The sequence below is a fragment of the Nosocomiicoccus ampullae genome (genome assembly GCF_019357495.1).
In the GTDB taxonomy this organism is placed as follows: domain Bacteria; phylum Bacillota; class Bacilli; order Staphylococcales; family Salinicoccaceae; genus Nosocomiicoccus; species Nosocomiicoccus ampullae.
Map to the genome: position 1 here is coordinate 1,064,612 of NZ_CP079110.1, position 22,946 is coordinate 1,087,557.

21 protein-coding genes are annotated in these 22,946 nt (G+C 33.3%); 7 read left to right on the forward strand and 14 right to left on the reverse strand.

The genetic code is table 11. The annotated features are described in order from the left end of the window. Positions 1-2: 2 nt before the first annotated feature. The 3 genes from KPF49_RS05490 to KPF49_RS05500 all read left to right on the forward strand — a co-directional run bounded on the left by KPF49_RS05490 (position 3) and on the right by KPF49_RS05500 (position 3,014). The gene (locus KPF49_RS05490) at positions 3-1,085 is read left to right on the forward strand and encodes an S-methyl thiohydantoin desulfurase family protein (RefSeq protein ID WP_183672609.1); all 1,083 of its coding nucleotides are present in this window, start codon (positions 3-5) and stop codon (positions 1,083-1,085) included. Next, positions 1,078-2,631 (forward strand): hydantoinase/oxoprolinase family protein, encoded by a 1,554-nt coding sequence (locus tag KPF49_RS05495; protein WP_311538877.1) that lies wholly within the window; start codon positions 1,078-1,080, stop codon positions 2,629-2,631. The genes KPF49_RS05490 and KPF49_RS05495 overlap by 8 nt, the downstream gene beginning before the upstream one ends. Before the next feature lie 176 nt (positions 2,632-2,807). Then, positions 2,808-3,014, forward strand: coding sequence for an IDEAL domain-containing protein (locus KPF49_RS05500; protein ID WP_183672607.1), 207 nt, complete (start codon positions 2,808-2,810; stop codon positions 3,012-3,014). 120 nt (positions 3,015-3,134) lie between these two features. Here the strand turns inward: KPF49_RS05500 and KPF49_RS05505 are convergent, their stop codons facing one another. The 5 genes from KPF49_RS05505 to hemE all read right to left on the reverse strand — a co-directional run bounded on the left by KPF49_RS05505 (position 3,135) and on the right by hemE (position 9,086). Continuing rightward, positions 3,135-4,583, reverse strand: a complete 1,449-nt coding sequence (locus tag KPF49_RS05505; protein ID WP_183672606.1) for an APC family permease — start codon at positions 4,581-4,583, stop codon at positions 3,135-3,137. A gap of 83 nt (positions 4,584-4,666) precedes the next feature. Beyond that, positions 4,667-5,656, reverse strand: a complete 990-nt coding sequence (locus tag KPF49_RS05510) for a lipoate--protein ligase (protein ID WP_183672605.1) — start codon at positions 5,654-5,656, stop codon at positions 4,667-4,669. A 63-nt stretch (positions 5,657-5,719) separates the two neighbouring features. Next, positions 5,720-7,120 (reverse strand): protoporphyrinogen oxidase, encoded by a 1,401-nt coding sequence (gene hemG / locus KPF49_RS05515; protein ID WP_183672604.1) that lies wholly within the window; start codon positions 7,118-7,120, stop codon positions 5,720-5,722. 16 nt (positions 7,121-7,136) lie between these two features. Then, complete coding sequence (gene hemH / locus KPF49_RS05520; protein ID WP_183672603.1) at positions 7,137-8,051, reverse strand: ferrochelatase; 915 nt, start codon at positions 8,049-8,051, stop codon at positions 7,137-7,139. Positions 8,052-8,057: 6 nt separating this feature from the next. Continuing rightward, positions 8,058-9,086 (reverse strand): uroporphyrinogen decarboxylase, encoded by a 1,029-nt coding sequence (gene hemE / locus KPF49_RS05525; RefSeq protein WP_183672602.1) that lies wholly within the window; start codon positions 9,084-9,086, stop codon positions 8,058-8,060. Between the two features lie 176 nt (positions 9,087-9,262). Here hemE and KPF49_RS05530 point away from each other — a divergent pair, with 176 nt between their 5' ends. Further along, a complete protein-coding gene (locus KPF49_RS05530; protein ID WP_183672601.1) occupies positions 9,263-9,787 on the forward strand; it encodes a hypothetical protein in 525 nt (174 codons plus the stop codon). A gap of 18 nt (positions 9,788-9,805) precedes the next feature. Here KPF49_RS05530 and KPF49_RS05535 read toward each other — a convergent pair whose 3' ends face one another. Further along, entirely contained in the window at positions 9,806-11,008 is a 1,203-nt protein-coding gene (locus KPF49_RS05535) for an ABC transporter permease (RefSeq protein ID WP_183672600.1), read from the reverse strand. Continuing rightward, complete coding sequence (locus KPF49_RS05540) at positions 10,998-11,729, reverse strand: ABC transporter ATP-binding protein (protein WP_183672599.1); 732 nt, start codon at positions 11,727-11,729, stop codon at positions 10,998-11,000. The genes KPF49_RS05535 and KPF49_RS05540 overlap by 11 nt, the downstream gene beginning before the upstream one ends. Before the next feature lie 91 nt (positions 11,730-11,820). On the opposite strand from KPF49_RS05540, the gene KPF49_RS05545 reads away from it, so the two are divergent. The 3 genes from KPF49_RS05545 (at position 11,821) to KPF49_RS05555 (ending at position 13,734) form a co-directional block, all read left to right on the forward strand. Then, positions 11,821-12,249 (forward strand): HIT family protein, encoded by a 429-nt coding sequence (locus KPF49_RS05545; protein ID WP_183672598.1) that lies wholly within the window; start codon positions 11,821-11,823, stop codon positions 12,247-12,249. A gap of 54 nt (positions 12,250-12,303) precedes the next feature. Beyond that, entirely contained in the window at positions 12,304-12,666 is a 363-nt protein-coding gene (locus KPF49_RS05550) for a YtxH domain-containing protein (RefSeq protein ID WP_183672597.1), read from the forward strand. An 84-nt stretch (positions 12,667-12,750) separates the two neighbouring features. Then, a complete protein-coding gene (locus KPF49_RS05555) occupies positions 12,751-13,734 on the forward strand; it encodes a peptidylprolyl isomerase (RefSeq protein WP_183672596.1) in 984 nt (327 codons plus the stop codon). A 316-nt stretch (positions 13,735-14,050) separates the two neighbouring features. On the opposite strand, the gene KPF49_RS05560 is transcribed toward KPF49_RS05555, so the two are convergent. The 7 genes from KPF49_RS05560 to KPF49_RS05590 form a co-directional block, all read right to left on the reverse strand. Continuing rightward, positions 14,051-15,562, reverse strand: a complete 1,512-nt coding sequence (locus KPF49_RS05560) for an AbgT family transporter (protein WP_183672595.1) — start codon at positions 15,560-15,562, stop codon at positions 14,051-14,053. 63 nt (positions 15,563-15,625) lie between these two features. Further along, the gene (yhaM, locus tag KPF49_RS05565) at positions 15,626-16,567 is read right to left on the reverse strand and encodes a 3'-5' exoribonuclease YhaM (RefSeq protein ID WP_183672594.1); all 942 of its coding nucleotides are present in this window, start codon (positions 16,565-16,567) and stop codon (positions 15,626-15,628) included. 6 nt (positions 16,568-16,573) lie between these two features. After that, positions 16,574-19,516 carry an ATP-binding protein gene (locus tag KPF49_RS05570; RefSeq protein WP_183672593.1) on the reverse strand — a complete coding sequence of 981 codons (2,943 nt, stop codon included), beginning with the start codon at positions 19,514-19,516 and terminating at the stop codon, positions 16,574-16,576. Between the two features lie 4 nt (positions 19,517-19,520). Beyond that, positions 19,521-20,705 carry a metallophosphoesterase family protein gene (locus KPF49_RS05575; RefSeq protein WP_183672592.1) on the reverse strand — a complete coding sequence of 395 codons (1,185 nt, stop codon included), beginning with the start codon at positions 20,703-20,705 and terminating at the stop codon, positions 19,521-19,523. Positions 20,706-20,860: 155 nt separating this feature from the next. Next, the gene (locus KPF49_RS05580; protein WP_183672591.1) at positions 20,861-21,211 is read right to left on the reverse strand and encodes a YlbF/YmcA family competence regulator; all 351 of its coding nucleotides are present in this window, start codon (positions 21,209-21,211) and stop codon (positions 20,861-20,863) included. Between the two features lie 73 nt (positions 21,212-21,284). Further along, complete coding sequence (locus KPF49_RS05585; RefSeq protein ID WP_183672590.1) at positions 21,285-22,415, reverse strand: DUF445 family protein; 1,131 nt, start codon at positions 22,413-22,415, stop codon at positions 21,285-21,287. A 53-nt stretch (positions 22,416-22,468) separates the two neighbouring features. Then, a complete protein-coding gene (locus KPF49_RS05590) occupies positions 22,469-22,915 on the reverse strand; it encodes a helix-turn-helix transcriptional regulator (protein WP_183672589.1) in 447 nt (148 codons plus the stop codon). Positions 22,916-22,946 lie beyond the last annotated feature (31 nt).

Sequence of the window (22,946 nt, forward strand, 5' to 3'; positions counted from 1 at the left end):
TTATGAGAATGATCGGCTTAGAAGAAATAGAGAAAATGGCACTTGGTGCTGCTTTACTTGGTACAGGTGGCGGCGGTGATCCTTACATAGGTAAACTTATGGCAAAACAAGCAATTGAAAAATATGGTCCAGTAAAATTAATTAGTTATAACGAATTAGATGACGATGATTTAGTGGTACCTTCAGCGATGATGGGAGCTCCATCTGTAATGGTTGAGAAAATACCTTCTGGTGATGAAGCAATTGCAGCATTTAAAGAACTAGAAAAAAACTTAGGTAAGAAGATCACTGCAACAATGCCTATAGAAGCTGGCGGTGTAAACTCATTGATTCCGATAGCCTTAGCAGCTACATTAGGTTTACCTATTGTTGATTCAGATGGTATGGGACGTGCATTTCCAGAATTACAAATGGTAACTTTCTTTTTAGATGGTATTAATGCATCACCAATGGTGTTAACAGATGAGAAGAAAAATGCAACATTAGTCAACGCAATCGATGGAGTCTACGCGGAGAAAATTGCTCGTTCAGTAACAATGGTATCTGGAGGCTCTGTACTAGATGCCATCTACCCTATGACTGGTAAAAATGTTAAAGAAAGTGCTATTCACGATACATTAACACTTGAAGAAGAAATAGGAAATATTTTACTTTCAGATTCTAATGTAATTGAATCATTGAAAAATAAATTAAATGGCTATGTATTATTTTCAGGTAAAATTATTGATATTAATAGAGCTACAGATGGTGGTTTTGTTAAAGGTAAAGCAAACTTTGAAGGTATTGATGAATTTAATAACCAAAGCGCTTCAGTAGAATTTCAAAACGAAAATTTAATTTGCTACGTTAATGATTTACCTAAAGCAATTACCCCTGATTTAATAACCGTGCTCGATAAAGAAACAGGTATGCCGATCACAACAGAAGGTCTTCAATTTGGAATGAGAATTGTAATATTAGGCATGCCAGCTGATGCAAAGTGGAGAACTCAAAAAGCTATAGATACGGTTGGACCTAGATATTTTGGCTATGATTTAGATTATAAAACAATTGAATCTTTAAATGGGGGTAATGAAAATGTATAAATTAGGAATTGATGTAGGAGGCACTAATACTGATGGGGCAATTTTAGATGAAGATTTAAATGTATTATCCTCTTTCAAGTCCCCTACTACAGATGATATTGAAACAGGCATTAATAATGTAATAGAGAAACTTCTTAAAGATATCACTATAGACAAGAATAAGATTAAACATGCAATGCTAGGAACAACTCAGTGTACAAATGCTATAGTTACTCGAAAAGGTTTAGATAAGGTTGCTACTATACGAATAGGCTTACCTGCTGGAGCAGCTATTGAACCACTTTATGATGTTCCAAATGATTTAAAGGAAAAATTAGGTACTTATGTGTACCAGGTTGCTGGAGGTCATGAATTTAATGGAGAATTAATAAGTGATCTAGATGTCGAGAAATTGAAAGAAATTGCAAAAGAAATAACTGGAAAAGTTGATTCTATATCTATAACTTCAATATTTTCACCAGTTAATAATATTCATGAAATTGAGGCTGCAAAAATATTACGCCCACTAGTTGGTAAAGAAATTCCAATTTCTCTTTCCTCTGAAATTGGTAGTTTAGGATTACTTGAAAGAGAAAATGCAACTGTACTTAATTCTGCGATTCAAACAGTAGCAGAAAAAACTATTAACGGATTTGAAAAAGCTTTAAGAAAGCATGGTATTCCAGCTACTCCATATTTTTGTCAAAACGACGGTACTCTCATGAGTAAGGAATATACGTTAAAATATCCTATATTAACTGTTGCATGTGGTCCAACTAATAGCTTACGTGGTGCGAGCTATTTATCTGAATTCGAAGATGCAATAATAGTTGACATTGGTGGTACAACAACAGATATTGGTGTGCTTCAGCGTGGATTCCCTAGAGAATCATCCATTTCCGTAGAATTAAGTGGTGTTCAAACAAACTTTAGAATGCCAGATATCTACTCCATTGCTCTAGGTGGCGGTACAATTGTAAAAGGAGATATTAATTCAATTAAAATTGGACCAGAAAGTGTAGGATATCAACTTCCAAAAAAAGCACTTATATTTGGTGGTGACACTTTAACTACAACTGATATTGCAGTTGCTAAAGGTTTTCTAAATCTTGGAGACAAAGATAAAATATCACATTTAGATTCAAGTTTTGTTGATGCAGTTTATCAAGAAATGATAAAGATGATAGAGGTTGCTGTAGAAAAAATGAAAACTTCTAAAGATGATGTGCCAGTTGTATTAGTTGGTGGGGGTAGTGCATTAATTAAAGAAAATAGCACAATCCAAGGTGCAAGTACAGTTGCTAATCCAAAGAGTGGATCAGTTGCAAATGCTATAGGATCTGCTATATCTGATGTTAGTGGCGAGGTTGAAAAGGTAGTAAATATTAGTGTAGATACTCGTGAATCAGTGATTGGGGAACTTAAAAAGCTTGCAATAGATGATGCAGTAGAAGCCGGTGCCGTAAGAGAAAAAACCGAGGTAATAACATTTGATGAAATTCCTCTTGCTTATTTACCAGGCGGTGCAACACATGTCAAAGTTAAATCTGCTGGCCCGCTCAAATGATTTTATCTGACACAAAGAGAGTTTAAATCTCTCTTTGTGTTTTTATTTTTAATCAACCCCATCTATATTTTATCTTTAATGTAAAGTATTATTTTCAGACAATTTCAAATATTGTATTGACTTATGACAATTCTCAACATATAATTGAATCTATCAATAGATAGGAGGCGTTACTAATGGAAAGTAAGTCAGTAGAAATTCTCGCAATGCGTCGTGCATTTTTACAAGCGTCTGATGATCTCTCTGCAGATTTAATTATTGAAGAGTCGCTTAGAACATTTAATGAAGCTCGTTTTTTAGAAAAAATTGAAGAATCACTTGTTAATAAAAATGAAGAAATGTTTAATCACTATATGGAGTTATTAAATGATGTTAAAAATTAAAATTAAATATGCACTCAAATGAAAAAGCTGAATGAGATTATAAGATTAACCTCACTCAGCTTTTTTAATTTGAAATAAAATAGTGACTTTTTCTAATTCTATCTTATCTTTCACTAACTACTAAATATCTTTCGAATGTATTTCTTCTTGTGTCATGTCTAAAATCAGATGATCGAGTTCTTCTCGTTTTAAGCTTTTTAGTTTATTGAATTGGAACATAAAGAATATTAATCCAATAATTGTCCAAATTCCTAATGCAATATACGACGGTAATGTGAGTGATGCTGGAGATCCTGGGATGAGTAGTAGTCCTAAGAATACTACTGAGATGATTGCTCCTATAACTCCAAACACCGTATATAGTGTACTCTTGTGTCGTTTATCGCTAAAGAATTTGACTGTCACTAAGCTCGTTGCTAAAAATGCAATTGATACGCCTACTGATGACATGTCTACAATCCAGCTGAGCGCTGTACGCCCTAACCAAGGGGCCGTAAGGCATACAACCATGACGAATAGAATTGCGTTTAGTGGTGTATTTGTTTTTCTATGCAGTTTTGAAAAGGCTTCCGGTATAAATTTTGCGCGACCTAATGCAAAGATTAGTCGTGAAGATGATAAATAAAATCCGTTTAACCCTGTAAATACTCCAAAAGAAATCGACAATGCTAAAACGAATAATCCTAACTTACCAAATGCAGACTGAATAACGTCTCCAGTTAACCATAACTCTGATTTTTCAAGCATGTCAGTATACGGGAACGTCCACGATGTCAGTAAGATCATCATCACATAAGTAATAATACTTGCAACAATTCCAAATACAATTAGTTTAAACGTTTGACTTGCATCAAAGTTAAATTCTTCTGCCGCTTGTGGAATATTATCAAAACCTACATACATCCACGGCGCAATCGCAACGATAACGATAATTGATTTTAATATCCCAACGTCTTCATTAAATAATGGCACCGCATTGTCAAAGCTAAATGTTGACGGCGTGAATGATAAAGTAAATAAACCTGCCACAACGATTGCCATAAATAGGCAGAAGTAAAACTGTAATTTACCAGATAATCCTGACCCTTTAAAACTAATAATCGCAAATATGACTAGTATAAGTGTCGATAAAATAACTTCTGTAATGTATACGTCCCAACCTGCGATTGAATATAAGTATCCGACTTCTAAAAAGTCTGGAAGTATAAATTTAAACAGTAAACTAAACGCACTCGCGTTAACTGCAACGACACATATATAACCAAAAATTAAAAACCAAGATGATATAAAACTAAAATACTTTCCAAATCCTACATACGTAAATGCAAACTCTCCACCAGATACCGGGAACTTTGCTGTTAGTGCCCCGTATCCAACTGCAATGATTAACATTAATAATCCACCGAGAATAATTCCGAGAACTGCACCTAATGTTCCTGAAGACTTTAACCAGTCTCCGGGTAATATAAATGCACCCCACCCGATAGAAGATCCGTAGGCAATTGCCCATACAAATCTTTTCGACATCGTACTATCAAACGATTCACGTTTTATATTCGGTTTGTCCATATAATCCCTCATAATTTTAGATTTAGTGTATAACTACTCTATATCTAATACTATAAACAGATTATTTCGTTTTTCGCAACATTTTATACAATTAATTCTAAAAATTCTTCTCTAGTTATACGTCCTAAATAGTGCGGAATGTCAATATCTTCAAGGGCTTCATCTATCGCATTATAATTGTGTCTCACACCAATTAATTTCTCTTCAATATCGCTAATTTCTCCAATTCCAAAGAAATCTCCGAAAATTGCTGCGTGTTCAATTATTCCTTTTTGTACTTCTAAACGAACGTCTAATAGTCCAGCATCAAACTTATGGTTTGCTTCAAAGTTATAATGCGGATTTCTACCAAAATTCCATTCATCTGTTTGATACTTTTCTTTAGATAATTTCATAATTTTTTCCCAATCTTCGTCGTTTAGCTTATACTCTTCAATTTCTTCTTGACTGCCGAAGATTTTTTCTAGAATAAGTCTCTTAAATCGGTCAATATCGAGTGGTTCATCTAAAAATTCATTCACATTACCTACTCGGCTTCTCACTGATTTAATCCCTTTAGATTCAATCTTTTTAGGATTTACTTTTAGTGAATTTTGCACCGCTTCTAAGTCACTACCTAACATAATTGTGCCGTGACTAAACATTCTTCCTTTAATAGAAACCATTGCGTTCCCTGAAATCTTTTTACCATTTACTTCTATGTCGTTTCTACCAGCAAGTTCAGCAGGTACACCTAAATCGTTTAATACATCGACAATCGGTTGCGTGAACTTTTTAAAGTTATGGAAACTATTGCCATCATCTTCAGTCACAAAGCTAAAGTTTAAGTTATTTTCATCGTGGTATACTGCTCCGCCACCACTCACTCTACGAACAACTTTAATACCGTTTTCTCGCGTATATTTCTCGTTAATCTCTTCAACTGTATTTTGGTTTTTACCAATGATAATTGACGGTTGGTTAACGTAAAATAAGAAATAAGAATCATCTGTTGGAATCTCTCTTAAAACGTACTCTTCCATTGCTAAGTTAATCATTGGATCATAAATATTATTATTCGATATAAATTTCATTGTTTTCCTCCATAAAAAAATCAGACTTACTGTTATTATAACAAGTAAGCCTGATTTAAACATTTAACTGATTATTTCATGTGCAGTATCTTTCGCAGTTTTTACACAATCTGGTAATCCAACTGCATAATGCGGTGCACCGATTAAATATAGCCCTGGATAATTCTCTTTAAAATAAGCATGTATTTTATCGATCATTTCTTTATGACCAACTAAATAGTTTGGTGCTGCGTCTGGCATTCGTGTAATAATATGAAATTCTGGTTCTCCTTCAATATTCATAATTTTATTTAAATCACGTTTGACAGCGTCTAAAATTTCTTCATCTGCGCCGTTTTTAATCAAATGATTTAACTTTTCATGATTCGGTTTACCAATATATGCACGGAGTAACGCTTTTCCTTTTGGGGTAGAATGCGCCCATTTTTTGTTTGTCCACGTACAAGCGGTCATTGCCATATCATCTTCTTGGCGATTAATTACAAACCCTGTACCGTCTAAGTCATTTTTAACTTGAGACTCATCAAAACATAGGACAACATTCGCAACTGTCGTCGCTTTCATATGGTTAAAGTACTCTAACATCGGTTCGTCGATTAAATCTTTATAAGAAAAGTGCATCGTAGCAACGATAACATCACTATACTCTTTTTTACTACTATCAACTGACACTATATAACTATTTGTTAATTTATCGATTTTTTCTACTGGAGTATTTAAGTAAATATTACCACCTTGTGACTCAACAACTTCTTTTAGGCGGTCGATAAAGGACTCAAGCCCATTTTTAAATTGGAAGAACATACCTTGCTTTTTACCTTCAGTTGTTGCTTTAGCACTTTGGTTATCTTTTGTACGATTTTTACGTTCGTACATTCCTTTAATGAGACTACCATATCTTTCTTCTTCTTCTTTAAAGAATGGATACGTCGACATTAAACTCATCTCATCAAGCGCAGTACTATATACACCGCCAAGAAGCGGTTCAATCATATTTGTCGCGACTTCCTCACCGAGACGTTTTTTGAAGAAATCTCCCGCAGAAATATCACCATGCATTTCAACAACTGGAATTTGATAGTCGAGTAATGCACGTGTCTTTCCTTTTCTTGATAATAGCTCTGTCTCTTCAATTGCTTCTTTTGTTGTCGGAACTCCTAAAATCGTATTTTTAGGCACAGGACTAAGTGAACCGTTTGAGTATATGAATGATTGTCCAGTTAAATTTCTGACGAGGTCTTCTTCCATACCAATTTCAATCGCAAGGTCTGTCAATTCAGGTTTACGACTAATGTAAGACTCTGCACCTTGTTCAATAACAAAGCCATTTTTTCTATATGTCTTTACTTTCCCACCGAGGCGCTCACTCGCTTCATATAAATCAACTGGAACTCCTTCTTTTGTTAAGTAGTAAGCAGCGGAAAGTCCAGTAATTCCACCGCCGACAATACATACTTTTTTCACATAACTCAGCCTTTCACTATAGTTTTTCTATTTCGTTTGCCATCGCATCGATAAATCTAGAATCTGTGTTTGGCATTGGTGGACGATGGTACACTGCGTTGTTACGATCTGTAACGACTTTACATTCATAGTCGTTATCGTATAACACTTCTAAGTGTTCACATACAAAACCTAGTGGTAAGTAAACGAAGTGTTTAAATTGATGTTCATCGTATAAGTCTTGAGTTAAATCTTGAACGTCTGGACCTAACCAAGGATCTGGTGTATTACCTTCTGACTGCCAACCTGTAAAGTAATGACCGTAATTCGCACGCTCACGAATCAGTTCCATCGTCTCTTCTATTTGTTTTGGATATGGATCATTATTCTCGACGATCATTTTTTCAGGTAAGCTGTGTGCACTGACGATAATCGCTGTTTTATCGTGCTCGTCTTCAGGAATAGTTTTCATTGTTTCTTCTACTTGTTCTACCCAGTAGTCAATAAATGGTTTTTGACGATAAAAATCATCCACAGACTTGACTGAGATACCGTATTTTTCAGCTTCTTCTTTTGCACGTTTGTTGTACGTATCTACTGAAAACGCTGAATAGTGCGGTGCAAGTACGATTGTTTCAATTTCTTTAATGCCTGCTTTATTAATATCTTCAACTGCTTCTTCAATAAACGGTGTAATATGTTTTAATCCGATAAATAACTCATACTCATCGTCACTACGTTTGTTCATTTCTTCAACTAATGCAGTCGCTTGACGTTTTGTTGTATCTTTTAAAGGTGATACACCACCAATTGCTTTATAACGCATTTTTAAATCTTCTAGCGCTTCTTCTGAAGGTTTGCGTCCGTGTCGAATATGTGTGTAATACGGTTCAATATCTGATTCTTTATACGGCGTTCCATAAGCCATAACGAGTAATGCTTTTTTAGTCATAATTAATTACAATCCTTTCGAATAATTGTGAACAAATTCTGTAAGTCTCTTTAACGTATCTGGGTTTACTTGTGGGAATACTCCATGTCCTAAGTTAAAGATATGTCCGTTATTTTGACCTTGATCTAAAATTTGAGTGGCGTATTTTTCAATAACATCCCATTCTGCAAGTAAAATTGCTGGGTCTAAGTTACCTTGAAGCGACTTTTTAATACCCATATCTCTAGCTTCTTGAATTGACGTTCTCCAGTCTAGACCAATAACGTCACTACCTAACGTATCCCACTCTTTAAGTAAGCGGCTCGCACCAATCCCAAAAATTGTAACTGGTACACCTAATTTTTTCGTTTCACTAATTAAACGGCGCATTGCGTTTCCTAAGTAGTACTCATAGTCTTCCTTATTTAAAGCACCTGCCCATGAGTCGAAAATTTGTATCATTTTCGCTCCCGCGTCTACTTGTGCTTTTAAATAAATGATACTCATATCTGTTAACTTTTCCATTAATGCAAACCATGTTTTTTCATCGTTATACATTAATGCTTTTGTTTTATGATATTTTCTCGTCGGTCCACCTTCAATCATGTAACTTGCGACTGTAAATGGTGCACCGCAAAATCCGATGAGTGGTACATTTAGTTTTTCGTTGACTAAAATATCGATTGCTTTAACTGTATAGTTTAAATCTTTATGTGGATCAAGTTCCCCAAGTGCTTCGACATCTTCAATACGACGAATTGGATTATCAATCACCGGGCCGACGCCTTTAACAATATCCACATCAATACCAATCGGTGCCAGTGGTGTAATAATATCTTTATAAAGAATGGCAGCATCAACATTGTAGTTTTCAACAGGTGTTGCTGTTAAGTATGCTGTCACTTCCGGATGTTTAGTGATTTCAATTAAACCACCATACTGTTCTTTAACTTTATTGTATTCTGGCTGCGAACGACCCACTTGGCGCATAAACCAAACCGGTGTATAATCTGTTTTTTCTCCTCGAGCTGCTCTTAAAATCGTATCATTAAACAATGAATTTCCCCCTAATTACTTCCTTATCGTTAGTATTGTATCACGGTAATTCTCAATTTCTTTAATTGTGAATGAATTGTCATATTTGAATGTGACAAATGTTTAACATCTTTTCATTTAGGGCTAAATACATTAATATAAGATTAATGATAGAGAAAGAATGAGGGGTACAAACTATGTATATTCACAAAACAAATGGAACTATTGGGTATTTACAAGATGTTAAAGACAAATATCCAAATAGTTATTTACAAGCAAATGCGAATACTGCTCTACTTTATTACGAAGATGACGACGACACATCTGTCTTTGAAACAGACAATTCTTATGAAGTGTTAAATAGTAACGGCGAATTAGATGAAAATTATCCGACATTTGTCGTTCACATTCCTGCATATGGTTTAGGTAAATCGACAATTATTTCACACCTCGGAGACTTCCAAAGAGAATTAGACAACGTTCGCGGTGTAAAATCTTACCGAATTGGTAGTAAAGTCGATCAAGAAAGTTATTTAGTATTAATCAGTTTTGTTGAAGTTAGTGCATATCATGACTTCAAAAAGACTGATACTTTCAGTAAATACTTATCTCAAGAATCACTTAAAAAATTCCAAAATGAAGAAAGTATGTTCCAAGACTTCGCAACTTCACAAGTGTTCTTTCCCATTAAAGAAATGGAACAAGATGAAGATGAGTTTTAATAGAAAAACGCATTGAGTTTAGTCACTCAATGCGTTTTCTTTTTTATATACATTTTTAGAAAATACTGTATTTAAAATATATCCAAATATCGGGAATATAATCGCAATGTAAAACAGTTCTTTATGAAGCGTCATAAATAATAGGGCAAATATTAACGACAAGATAAACACTAACCTATGCGAATATCTAATATACGATACTTGAATATTTTTTCTACTCACCGGCCAAATTTTTGGCCAAAGTAAATAAGCTTGTGCAGAGTATATTTGAGTGAGTTGCAGAATAATAATATATAAGACGAATAACGAGAAAATAATCGTGACATATATATTCGACATCCAAATGATAAATATCCCAAATAATAAGATCAGTCTTAATATAATCATCGGTAAATCATGATCTCTTAGAAAACTTCTATGGAACATATAGTCATACATATATTTTTCATTAAAGTTTTTGATATTATGTTTCTTCATTAAAAAGTCTAAATATTGGCGACGCTTAAATTTCTTCTCTGAAGATTTTACATTCGTAAACATTGAAATAATCGTGTTAAACCGGTTAATTTCATGCGCCTCATATTCAATTAATCCTGTCCAGTTCACTCTTAATATACGTTTTTTATTTAAAATCGTTAAAATGATAAATAACACGACAGGTATTAAAATCACAAAATAAATCTTAATTAATGATAAGAAAAACAACACCGCATTTAAAACAACTAAACAATACATAAGATTTTGCGTATTCACTAATGTATGAATTGATGCTAATTTAATTTTAAATGTCATATATACCGCAACAAGTACACCGATAAAAAATACTGCCATCTCTTCTGAAGAATGGTTAATTAAAACGAGCATAAATGTCAAAAACATCATTACTACTGGGAACGTATAACTTAATATTAAAGAATAGCGCTCTGCTTGTTTAAAATAACCACTGAGTTCTTCTTCTACTGGCGTTAAAAATATACTGTCTGCTTCTTTTAATAAACTTCTATACGTCGGTGTAATTGAGAATGCAATAAGTACCGCAACTAACATATCGACATATATATTACCAACGAGCGTTTCTCGAAGTCCAAATAATGAATAGAAAAACGCACCAAGCGCGATTGTTAAAAAGATTAGAAAGTGACTATTAAAAATAAATTTCATATAATATGCACGTTTAGATATGTCTTTATCCATCCGTGTTTTAAATAAATCAGTCCACATCGTTGTCACCTGTTAAATGTAAGTAGATATCATCTAGAGTACCGTCGACACCTGTTTGTTCTCTTAACTCTTCAATTGTGCCGTCTGCAATTTTTTCTCCGTGATGAATAATAATATAACGGTCACAATATCTTTCAGCAGTCGATAATATATGAGTACTCATTAAAATCGACTTTCCTTTATCTCTCATAGAAACCATTAGGTCAATAAGGCCTTCTATTCCGAGAGGATCTAGTCCTAAAAACGGCTCGTCGATAATGAATAATTCAGGCTCAACGACAAACGCACATATCAGCATAACTTTTTGCTTCATCCCTTTAGAAAAATGCGTCGGGAATTTGTCGAGTTCAGTTTCTAATCTAAATAACTTAAGTAGCGGTTCTGCACGGGTCATCGCCTCATCTTCAGTCAAACCGTATGCCATCGCTGTCATATGAATGTGTTCTCTTAACGTCAATTCTTCGTAAAGAATCGGTGTTTCAGGAATGTATGTTAAATGCTTTCTCATATTTTCATCTTGTATATTTTTACCGAGCACTTTAATATCTCCACTATGAGGAGATAAAAGTCCTAATATATGTTTAATTGTCGTACTTTTACCAGCACCATTAAGCCCTATTAAGCCGACAATTTCGTTTGATTGTAATGAAAATGATATGTCGTGAATAATCGGTGTTCTACCGTACCCACCTGTCACGTGTTCTAATTCTAAAATATTCATATTGAAACTCGCTTTCAATTTATTATTCGTTTATATAGTATATAATAATTATAAGTAAACTATATCATAAGTTATTATGGAGGTTATACAAATGAGTAACAACAAAACTGTATTTGAAATGATTATTGACCGCGATATTGAAGCGGATATTATTTATGAAGATGAAAATTTCATTGCATTTTTAGATGCGTTTCCTGTCGTCAAAGGTCATACGCTCGTCGTACCGAAAAAACGTATCGAAAACATCTTCGACTTAGACGATGAAACAGCAAATGATTACTTGAAAATCGTGCGTGACGTCGCAACTGCAGTTCGTGACGCGTTTAAACCTGCAGGGTTAAACGTCGTTCAAAATAATGGTGAATTTGCTGGACAGTCTGTATTCCACATTCATTTTCACATATTACCAAGATATAATGATGAACACGACGGATTTGGATACAAATGGGTCGACACTGAGTTTTCAAAAGAAGAACGTCAAACACTTGCAGCTGAAATTAAGTCTAAACTGAATGCATAAAGTCAAATATTTTTGGGTAAACATCATATAAGATATATAAGGAAGTGAAATATAATGGGAGTTAGAAACTTTTTAATCGGTTTTACTGTCGGTGTTGTCGGCGGTGCATCTTTATCAGTTATAAATGCCCCACAGTCAGGTAAAGCACTGACGAATTCTTTAAAAGAGAATTCAGGAACAATAAAATCTTCAACAAACCAAGTAAAAGAAGAAATTAACAATATTAAAGAATCTGTATTACGTGCAAAACATGAAACTTCTAATATTAACGATTTAACAGATGAAGTAAAAGTACTTGTCGATAACTTTAAAACAGATATCGATCCGAACGTAAACAATTTAAAAGACGATATTACAGCTGTACAAAATAGTGTTGAAGATATTCAACACGCATTTGATAAGCCAGAAAAGAAATAATAATGAAGCGGTGATGAATTCCATGCATCACCGCTTTTGTTATGTTATATTTAAAATTGTGAAAATTATTAAAGGAGTTTTGAAATGAAGAAATTTATAACGACTGCTTCATTATCAGCAGCACTTGTTTTATCAGCATGTGCAAATGATGACGAAAATAAAGATGAAGCAAAAGAAGAAAAAGATGATATTAAATATGAAGACACACTCGCAACGAGTGATGCAGGTGACGTAACTGTTGATGATATTTTAAACTCAATTGGTAGCGAAGAAGTTGCTTCACAAACGTTTGAAATTACTTTAAATAAAATCATTGAAGATAAATATAAAGACGAAGTCGATATTGATCAGCTAAAAGAAGATATCGATAAAGAAATTGAAGAGTATGGTGGCGAAGAACAATTTTCTCAAGTACTCGCACAAAGTCAACCAGGCTTAACAGTTGAAGGATATAAACAAAGTAAAATCGCTAACGTACTACACAATAAATTTTTCGCAGATAAGTTAGAAATTTCTGATGACGATGCACTTAAAGATTCTTACAATGCTCAACATATTTTAGTAAAAGTTGACGAAGAAGGCGAAGACAAAGAAGACGATAAAGACCAAAAATCTGACAAAGAAGCGAAAAAAGAAGCAGAAGATATCTTAAAAGAAGTTAAAGATGGCGGCGACTTCGACGAAATCGCTAAAGAAAAATCAGACGACACTGGAAGTGCAATGAACGGTGGTAAATTAGGTCTAGTGACAAAAGGTCAAATGGTACCAGAGTTCGAAGAAGCATTATTTGAATTAGAGCCAGGCGAAGTTTCAGACGTCGTAAAATCAGACTTCGGTTATCATATCATTAAACGATTAGATACGAATAAAGAAGATATGTCAGAGAATGAAATTGCAGATGCAAAATCTCAAATAATCAATCAAAAAATTCAAGAAGATCCAAACAAAATTATGGACTTCTACAAAGAATTACTCGATGAATATAATGTTAAATTCAAAAACAAAGATATCAAAGAACAAATTGATAAAATGATGCAACCATTAGAAATTCAAAAAGACGCTGAATAATATAAAATCCCTCTATTTTAAAATAGAGGGATTTTTTCATCTACAATTTAGTAGATTGTGTTAAAAAGTTAGTTTCTCATTGACGATATGATGTATTGTCTACGAAAATTTCGTTTCATGTACACAAAATGAAGTATCGTATACGACTTATTTGAGATATTGACGATATACTTCGAATTGTCAACGAGATAAGTGAAATTGAGAATTTCGTTGACAATACTCTAATCACTGTCAACAAAAAATGAATTTCATTGACGATTCTCTTGTTTAGTCGAATCGTTAATGATTTTAGATTTTCATCTACAATTTAACTAATCTATAGACCATTTGTTCCTGGTCCAATTGGTATTCCAAGTAATAGCCAAGCGATAAATAAAATCGTCCAACCGATTAAAAAGATTAACGAATACGGTAGCATAATTGAGATGACTGTTCCAATACCGTTACTCTTTCCGTAACGTGCTGCAACAGATACGATATATGGGAAAAACGGCATGAGTGGTGAGATAATATTTGTCGATGAGTCCCCGATTCTATATGCAACTTGCGTTACTTCCGGTGGAATATCTAACTGCATAAACATCGGAACAAATATCGGTGCCATCATCGACCATTTCGCAGAGTCCGCAGCTATAAAAATATTAACGATTGCTGTAATTATAATAAGAAGCACTAAAGCCACAGGTCCACTAATCGATAATGATTTTAAAATATTGGCGCTTTCTACAGAAATCCACATTCCGATATTCGAATAATCAAATAGTGCGACGAATTGTGCTGCAAAAAATATAAGGACAATAAACTCTGCCATCATTTTTATAGAATCTGTCATCATATCAATTAAGTCACTATCTTTTTTAATCGATTTATCGACAATTCCATACACAATTCCAGGAACTAAAAATATAATCATCATAATAAATATTATACTTTGTATAAATGGTGAACCGATAAATTCACCATTTTCACCTCGTAAAATTCCACCTGATGGTAGAACCATTAATAATATTAAAACAATCATGACTAATAATGAGATATTTGCATATAAAAATGCTCGAGGATTTACTTCGCTTTTATCTTCATAATAGTTTTCAAAACTACCTAAGCTCGGTTCTACAATTTTATCTGTAATAATTGTACCAATAATGACAATTAGAAAAGTTGATGCAAACATAAAATAAAAATTATCAGTTGCATTCACAATATAATTTTCATTTAGAATTTGTGCAGCTTCAGTCGTCATTCCACTTAATATTGGATCATTTGTTCCTAATACTAAATTTGCCGAATAACCGCCTGCTACTCCTGCAAAAGCTGCAGCAAGTCCAGCAATCGGGTGACGATTATAGCTTAAGAAAATCATTGCACCAAGTGGTACAAGTACAACATATCCTACAGAAGCCGCAACGTTTGATAAAACTCCAAGTAAAATAACGACTGGTGTAATAAATTTTTTCGGTGCAAAGCTGACGCTTTTTCTAATAATTGCAGCGAGATACCCTGTTTTTTCAGCAACTCCAACACCAAGCATTACAACGAGTACTGGTCCAAGCGCAACAAATGACGTAAAGTTTTCTACGACTGATGTAAATATATAGGAAATACTACTTGGTATTAACAGACTAACAATATCGTACTCTAACATCTCTAATTGATGTGTCTCAGGATTAATACCTTCAAATTTCACAGTGACTCCAAGCATATAAAATATATGAGATATAATCATCAGAGCTACTAAAAATATAATAAAAATCGATACCGGATGCGGTAAACGATTCCCGATTACTTCTAATTTTGATAAGTATTGAACCACTTTATTATCTTTCATACTATTCTCCTATGAATTTAAATTAAAAAACTCTCTACTACAAAATTGTAGTAGAGAATGATTTTATTCTTCGCCTTGACTACGGTATAACATTCTACCTTCAAGTGGGAACACTCTTTGAGTGAATGCCCCTTTTTCAGCGTTTTGAATATGTTTATTCATCATTAAAACTCTAGCATCGATGTTATCAATCATGTGTAAAATTTCTGCTTCTGGAATCATCGGTGTTTTTGGTGATCCATATTCTAATTTACCATGGTGAGCTAAAATTAAATGTTTTAATAACATAACATCTTCGCCTTCGATATTTAACTCTTCAGCGATTTTAGTAATCTCTTCAGTCGCAATAACGATATGACCGATTAAATTACCTTCAACTGTGTACGTTGTATTTACAGCACCTGATAATTCTTTTACTTTTCCAATGTCGTGTAAAATAATTCCAGCGTATAGTAAATTACGATCAAGCGTTTCGTAAATATCGCATAGTGATTCCCCGACTCTTAACATCGTATAGACGTGATACGCAAGTCCTGAGACGAAATCATGATGATTACTCATTGCTGCTGGAAATGTTGAAAACTCTTTACGATATTTATTAAGTAATCCTCGAGTAATTCTCTGGAGGTTTGCGTTTGTAATTTTTAATGCGTAATCAAAGATTTTTTCAAATAAGTCCTCACCATCTATCGGTGCTTCTTTTAGAAAATCTTTCACTAATACGTTATCCTCAGGTGTACTCGTACGGATTTCTAAAATTTTCATTTGATTTTTACCACGGTAGTTAATAATTTCTCCGCGCACTTTTACGAGATCCGCTTCTTTTAACTCTGTAATTTGCTCAGGTGTAACTGTCCATAGTTTTGAATCTAACTCTCCAGTTTTATCTGCCAAAATTAAAGTCATATATGGTTTACCTTGTTGAGTCACACCATCTTGAGCACGTTTTACTAAGTAAAAAGACTCGACACTATCTCCTGGTTTTAAGGTAGAGATTTTACTCATCTATTGTTACCTCCTATTTTTATTATCTTTTAAAACGATTGTATTTGTCGCTGGAATACTCTTTTCTAAGTTACAAGTAAAGAATAGTACTTCATGTTCTTTAGATTGCTTTTTAAAGTACTCTAATATCGTACGTGTACGCGATTCATCAAAATGAACAAATGCGTCGTCAATAATAATTGGTAAATTATAATAATTTTTTAACGCTTTAATTAAACTGATGCGTAGTGAAATATATAGTAATTCTTTTGTCGATTGTGATATCTCTGATGGATCAAAGATTTGTCCATTACTATGTTTTACTTTAATAATATTGTTTTCGTACATGACATCGATATAACGACCTTTTGTAATATACTCAAAGATTTTTCTCGCTTCTTCTACAACAACTGGTAAACGTTGGTCTTTAATAGCCTTAATATGTGCCTCTATTAACGTTTTAATATACATAAGTGACATATAGTCTACCGCATGTGACTCTATATTATTTTTTTCTAATTCAAATTCATGACGATATACAGACAGCTTACCATTTTGTTCAAGATGTCGAATTTCTTGTTGCACTTTTGCAAGTGTATTTGTTTCTTCATCGATTTGTGTTTGATAGTTATCAATTGCTGCATTCATTGAAGATTCTTCATTTCTTAAATCTGCGGTATTAAATTCAGATAGTCGTTGTCTAGATTCAACGTCAAAGTTTTCAAGCGATAATTTATTATCTAATTCTTTAAATCTCGCTTCGTTTGCTTTAAATTCGTTAAACATACGACCGTAATAATAAAACTCATCTTCATCTTCAGCATCGACGTAATTAAATAAGTCTTCCATTTCTTTTTCTGCAACGTAGTTTCGGTTGTCGATAACGTCAATTTCACTTTCGAACAAGTTAATTTGTTCTCTTAAGTTTTGATACGTCGCCTCATCTTTTTTAAGCTTTTCTAGAAGTCTATTCGCTTCAAAGAAAATAGAGTTAATATGGAATTCAATGCCTAACTTAGATACTTCACTGCGGACTGAATTGCTAAACGTTTCAATGTTTTGTTCTAAAGTTTCAATTCTAGACTTTAACTCATCAACACTTCTACGCATTTGTTTGATATTACGAATTGTATAAATCGTGTCAACAATCTGTCCGTCATCTAGCTCATCACTCACATAAAGCTTTTCTTTCACACGATGAAGATCACGTTTTAGTTGATCATTTGTACTATCTAAAATCGAGCGTTTTTCTTCAAGACTTTCTAACTTCATTGAGTCAGAAATCTTTTTATTCGTTAAGTGGTCGATTTCATTAATTAAATCGCGCGCGTCATAATAATCAAAGTTTAAGTTATAGGCTTCTTTTTTGTCATTAATTTCACGCTTGATTTTTTCTAACTCGTTTTCGTAATCATCTTTAAGACTATCGTCGTCTTCTTTTTTATTTAATTTTAATAAGAGTAGTGACAATGCACCGACTAAAATGAAGATTCCACCGTATATAAACTCTTGACTGATTAATATAAACGATAAACCAACAAGCATCAGTACGACACTGATTGATATAATCGCTGTTGCTTGTGTTTTATTACGTTTTTCACGGTTTCGTTTTTCTTCTAAATATCTTTCTTCGATTAATTGATATACACGGTCTTTTTCTCTAAGTTCGTGTTCTAAGTCTTGAACTTCTAACTTAGCACGTATTCTATCGTCAGAAATTTGCTTTTCTTCGAGGTTAGAAAGTTTTTCTTCAGTTTCGTTTTTCTCTTGTTGTAAATGTGCGATTTCATTATTATAAAATTCGCTTTCCATCTCGATTTCATCGTGACGTGATAATAAGCTTTGAACATTTTCTCTCACGATGTTTGAGTCATCAACATTTAAATGTTCTTCTTGCCAACCGATATCTAACATCGATTGATGAATTTTTTCTTCAGTTTCTCTGACTTCGTTTCTTAAGCGCTCAAGTTGTAAAATATCATGTTTTACGTTCGGCTCTTCTTTAACGATTCTCTCGAGATATTTAATATCTTCTTCGTTTGGTAATTCAATTCTATTTTCTTCACGAATTAATGCTTCTAATTTTTCTTGACGAAGTAATTTATCTTTTTCACCTGTCGTTAAATGATTTTTAATTGCTTCATATCTTTCGATTCCTTTTTCAGGGAACATGACAGGTTCAACATCAATTTTATTTGCTAAATGATACCACTCTTTTATTTCAGGGTGGTACATAATTTCTTTCATTTTAAGTTTTAATTGTTCTTTAATCGTTTGAGAAGCTTGCTTCTTTCGTTCAATACTTTCAATTATTTTATGTTCTTCGTGAACTAATGATTTATATGTTTCTTCATACTCTTCTAATTCTGCAATTTTTTCATTGATGTCAGAAATAGAGTCTAATTTTTCGTTAATTTTAGGCTTCGTACCATTTCGCTTATATAATTCCTCAAGTTCTTTGTTGATGGCACTTAACATATCTTCATACTTATTTGATCCAAGTGCTCCTGCACGAAGTAAATAATCTTGAAGATCTTTTTCAGTTAAGTTTTTATTAATGTCTTGAAGACCGAGAACATCAAACGAAAATATCGAGCGGTACATTTCTTTATCGATATAATTTAGCTTACGTTTTAACCATTCTTCAGTGCGAGATGTACCATCAGCCATCGTAATTCGTACGTCACCTGCTGATTTGTTACCTTTAATACGTTCAATTGTTACTGGTCCAGTTTCATCATCAAATTCTACTGTTAAGCGACCACCATACGCATTACCGAGTCTCGGTTCACGTCGTGGTTCTCCTTCGTTCCTACGAGGAAATCCAAAAAGCACTGAATGGATAAAGGACATCATCGTCGATTTACCCGCTTCGTTTTCCCCGTATATTTGCACAAAGTCGTGTTCAATTTTAAAACTTTGATCGATGATTTTACCGTAACCATATATGTCTAAACTTTTTATTTTCATATTGTTACTTCCTCATGAGTAGTTTTAAACGTTCTTCACCAAGTTCTAGTAATTCATCTTTATCAATATCTTGAATCGGTGGTAAATATCTATTGACTTTAGGATCCATATATAACGTATTTAGTGCTTCTCTAAATAACTTGTCATCGCCTCTAAATGTCGTTTTAATATCTGTCAGTAAGGCATTTCTTTCTTCATTTTCATGTTCGATATGAAGACGGTCAATCCATACAAAGTCTTCAACGTCACGTTCATCTTCTTGAAGTAAAGATAATACTTCGTAGTAGTCATTACCACCAATATCGTCATCACCATCATAGTAAACTGTTAATTCAATCACTCGTTTACCTTCTTTACGAATCGTGTTTTTATATTCACTTATCGATTGGTATAACTCATCTCTACGTAGACTTTTCACTTCAAGTTCGTAGTTTTCAAATAGAATTTCTTCTACAGACACAAACTTACTATATAAGTGTACGTGGTCTCCTTCTACAAGATAAAACCCTTTCTCCCCAGACTCATTCATATGTCGTCCTTGAATATTTCCAGAGTATTGAATCAGCGGTATATCAGAAAGCTCTTGACGCTGATGAATATGTCCAAGCGCCCAGTAATGATAGAGTTTAGAGCGCAACTCTTCTAACGTAAACTCTGTATATCTTGCACTTTTTGTGTTCGATTTAGAGTAGGTACCGTGTAGAATTCCAATATGAATCCCGTCGTTACGTGTATTTACTGGGTATTGGTCAAGTTTATTTTCATAAGTTTCATCATGTAAATAACTAAAGCCATGTAAAAACACTTGTTCTTTATTTTTACTCATTAGTTGATACGTTTCAATATTGTCTTTAAAGACGTGAACCGTACTCGGCCAACTCGTCTGTATACCGTGATCTAAAGGATCATGATTTCCATGAATCATGTACGTAAATATCCCGTTTTTTTCAAGACGTTTAAATTGTTCTTTTAAAAATATTTCAGATTTTAATGTTCTATTTTTTTGGTCAAATACATCACCAGCTAAAATAACAAAATCGACTTCTTCTTTAATTGCATAGTCAATCATGCGTTTTGTTGCTTTATATGTACTTTCCATTAAACTATCAACAATGTGTGGAGGCAATTCACTTCTTGATTTAAACGGACTATCAAGATGTAAATCTGCGGCATGGATAAATTTAACCATTAAACACCTCACCTTTCTATTCCTTACATTATATCAAAAAACGACAAAAGATTGTAACAGAGTATATGGCGCGCGTAGCTTGAACAGTGTATTTTATTACTACAATTTTTCACATAAAAAAAGTATGCATTTATTAAAATGCATACCTCTAATAATTATTGTTCATTTACTTTATATAAATCTTCAATTGGTTTCATAATTACTCGGTTTAAGTCTTGAATTAATTGACTAAGTTTTTGTTCTGATTCCATTAAGCTTTTGATGTTTTCATCTGCTTCGATTGCTTGAGCAGTTTGTTGTGCACGCTCTACATCAGCATCTAGAATCTCTTCACCTTGCATTTGTTTCACTTGAAGTTCCATTTGAACCTCTCTAAATTCATCGAATAATTTCTTAGATTCTTCGTTTTCATTTACTGCTTTGTAGTAAGATTCTAACGCTTTAAATTCATCTGATTGTCTTAAAGCACTCTCAAGCGCATTTGCTTGATCATATACGTTTACCATGGAATTCTCCTCTTTTATAAATTTTCATAATTAATATGTTACCATATGTCACTATTATTTTAAAATGATACGGCTAAACAATATAAGGGACGACGATTCCTTGAATAAATCCAACAAATCCCCCGAGAACATATCCAAGTAACATAATCATCTTTAGTTCATTTCTCGCAACTTCAAACACTAAAAATTCTAATTTTTCGATATCGAAGCTATCAATTTGTCGAGTAATTACTTCTGCAAGATGTAAATTTTGTACAATACCTGGTATATGTTTTCCTAAATAGTGAATAATATTTTCTCTCAGTCGAATTTTTCCTGAGGATTTTAAAGAGTCAAATAAGTTTTTATTTAATAAATGTATCGGTCGATCTAATAATTCTTCGACATTAATTTTCTGTTTAAAAATCGAAGACGCACGGCTAGTTATTTTCTCTTGGTCAATGGATGAAATATAACTACTCGGTGTTTGTTTAATTAACGACTCATATTCACGAAGTATAAAATCCCGTTCAATATTCTTCATATCTTCGTTACCTAAAAGTTGTACTAATTCTCCTTGCACTCTCGTTGCAAGTGTATCTTTTGGAACGACATATTTAATTGCGCGCTCTAGTTTACCTCTATTTTCTATAAAATCATCAATCATCGTATAAATATCGTTATACCCTTTGTCAGAAGTTAAGTAAGAAATAATTCTTTCATTCAGTGTGAGATGAAGTGTACTCACTTCGTTGTCTAATTTTTCTTTAGCATCTTCAGGTAAAAGTGATTCAATCGTTCTGAACATTAGCTCATCACTAGAATTTTTAACTTTCGTATCAATCTCGTAATATAAAAACTCTAATATTTTATGGCGTAAATTTGGAGATACTTTATTTAATAAGTCACTAATTGAAATATTTTCTTTTTCTATTATTTCGATTTGTTTATCGATAAATAAATCAATAAACTTTTCAGACTCTTTACTTTTTAATTTTTCTACAAATACATCAGGCGTCAGTAAGTATTCAGTAATAATATTTCCGAGCTTTTTTGATGCTTCTTTTCTACGCATCGGAACAACACCTGGTGTCAGTGGAATTCTTTTACCAAATAAGTACTTTGCTTCGTATGGATGAAACAACATCTTAATTGCGATTGTATTTGTAATTCCACCAATTAATGCACCGACGACTGTTGTAACGATAATCGTCGTTACCGACATAATAAAATTCTCCCCTCTTAAAAAAAGAACACCTTTTAAAGGTGTTCTAAAATTTATTCTGAAGTTTTTTGTTTAAAAAACATCGTCGCTTGACGGCCTAAATAAGACGCGTGTTCTGGTTGGTTATCTTCATTAACAACACGATATAAATCATTCATTTTGTTCTTTTCTAGTCTCCAACCATCTTTCTCTTCTAGAGTTTCCCAGTAGAGAATTTCTTTATTATACTGCGGGTAGCTTGCACTTCCGCGTGATAATACTTGCGCAAGTTCTAGCGGATCCCCACCAAATGTACTTGTTAAAATATCACTGTCTCTAAACAGTGCACAAACTGAAATACATGTTGTCCAGTTTGGTACAATTCTTTCTTTTTCAATTTGTACAAGAGTCTTTTTAGAAAGACCAACAGTCTGACTCATAGAGTCTTGTGTGTATCCAGCCTCTGTTCTCACGATTTTAAATTTTTCTTGGATGACCTTAGTAAAGGTTTTTTTATCCATAAATGTTACTTCCCTTCCTAAACATACAAAG

Excerpts from the sequence above, each read along its gene's own strand:
- KPF49_RS05490 (WP_183672609.1), top strand. The coding sequence starts at position 3 with ATGAGAATGATCGGCTTAGAAGAAATAGAGAAAATGGCACTTGGTGCT.
- KPF49_RS05495 (WP_311538877.1), top strand. The coding sequence starts at position 1,078 with ATGTATAAATTAGGAATTGATGTAGGAGGCACTAATACTGATGGGGCA.
- KPF49_RS05500 (WP_183672607.1), top strand. The coding sequence starts at position 2,808 with ATGGAAAGTAAGTCAGTAGAAATTCTCGCAATGCGTCGTGCATTTTTA.
- KPF49_RS05505 (WP_183672606.1), bottom strand. The coding sequence starts at position 4,583 with ATGGACAAACCGAATATAAAACGTGAATCGTTTGATAGTACGATGTCG.
- KPF49_RS05510 (WP_183672605.1), bottom strand. The coding sequence starts at position 5,656 with ATGAAATTTATATCGAATAATAATATTTATGATCCAATGATTAACTTA.
- hemH (WP_183672603.1), bottom strand. The coding sequence starts at position 8,051 with ATGACTAAAAAAGCATTACTCGTTATGGCTTATGGAACGCCGTATAAA.
- KPF49_RS05530 (WP_183672601.1), top strand. The coding sequence starts at position 9,263 with ATGTATATTCACAAAACAAATGGAACTATTGGGTATTTACAAGATGTT.
- KPF49_RS05535 (WP_183672600.1), bottom strand. The coding sequence starts at position 11,008 with ATGTGGACTGATTTATTTAAAACACGGATGGATAAAGACATATCTAAA.
- KPF49_RS05540 (WP_183672599.1), bottom strand. The coding sequence starts at position 11,729 with ATGAATATTTTAGAATTAGAACACGTGACAGGTGGGTACGGTAGAACA.
- KPF49_RS05545 (WP_183672598.1), top strand. The coding sequence starts at position 11,821 with ATGAGTAACAACAAAACTGTATTTGAAATGATTATTGACCGCGATATT.
- KPF49_RS05550 (WP_183672597.1), top strand. The coding sequence starts at position 12,304 with ATGGGAGTTAGAAACTTTTTAATCGGTTTTACTGTCGGTGTTGTCGGC.
- KPF49_RS05555 (WP_183672596.1), top strand. The coding sequence starts at position 12,751 with ATGAAGAAATTTATAACGACTGCTTCATTATCAGCAGCACTTGTTTTA.
- KPF49_RS05560 (WP_183672595.1), bottom strand. The coding sequence starts at position 15,562 with ATGAAAGATAATAAAGTGGTTCAATACTTATCAAAATTAGAAGTAATC.
- yhaM (WP_183672594.1), bottom strand. The coding sequence starts at position 16,567 with ATGAGTAAAATCTCTACCTTAAAACCAGGAGATAGTGTCGAGTCTTTT.
- KPF49_RS05570 (WP_183672593.1), bottom strand. The coding sequence starts at position 19,516 with ATGAAAATAAAAAGTTTAGACATATATGGTTACGGTAAAATCATCGAT.
- KPF49_RS05575 (WP_183672592.1), bottom strand. The coding sequence starts at position 20,705 with ATGGTTAAATTTATCCATGCCGCAGATTTACATCTTGATAGTCCGTTT.
- KPF49_RS05580 (WP_183672591.1), bottom strand. The coding sequence starts at position 21,211 with ATGGTAAACGTATATGATCAAGCAAATGCGCTTGAGAGTGCTTTAAGA.
- KPF49_RS05585 (WP_183672590.1), bottom strand. The coding sequence starts at position 22,415 with ATGTCGGTAACGACGATTATCGTTACAACAGTCGTCGGTGCATTAATT.
- KPF49_RS05590 (WP_183672589.1), bottom strand. The coding sequence starts at position 22,915 with ATGGATAAAAAAACCTTTACTAAGGTCATCCAAGAAAAATTTAAAATC.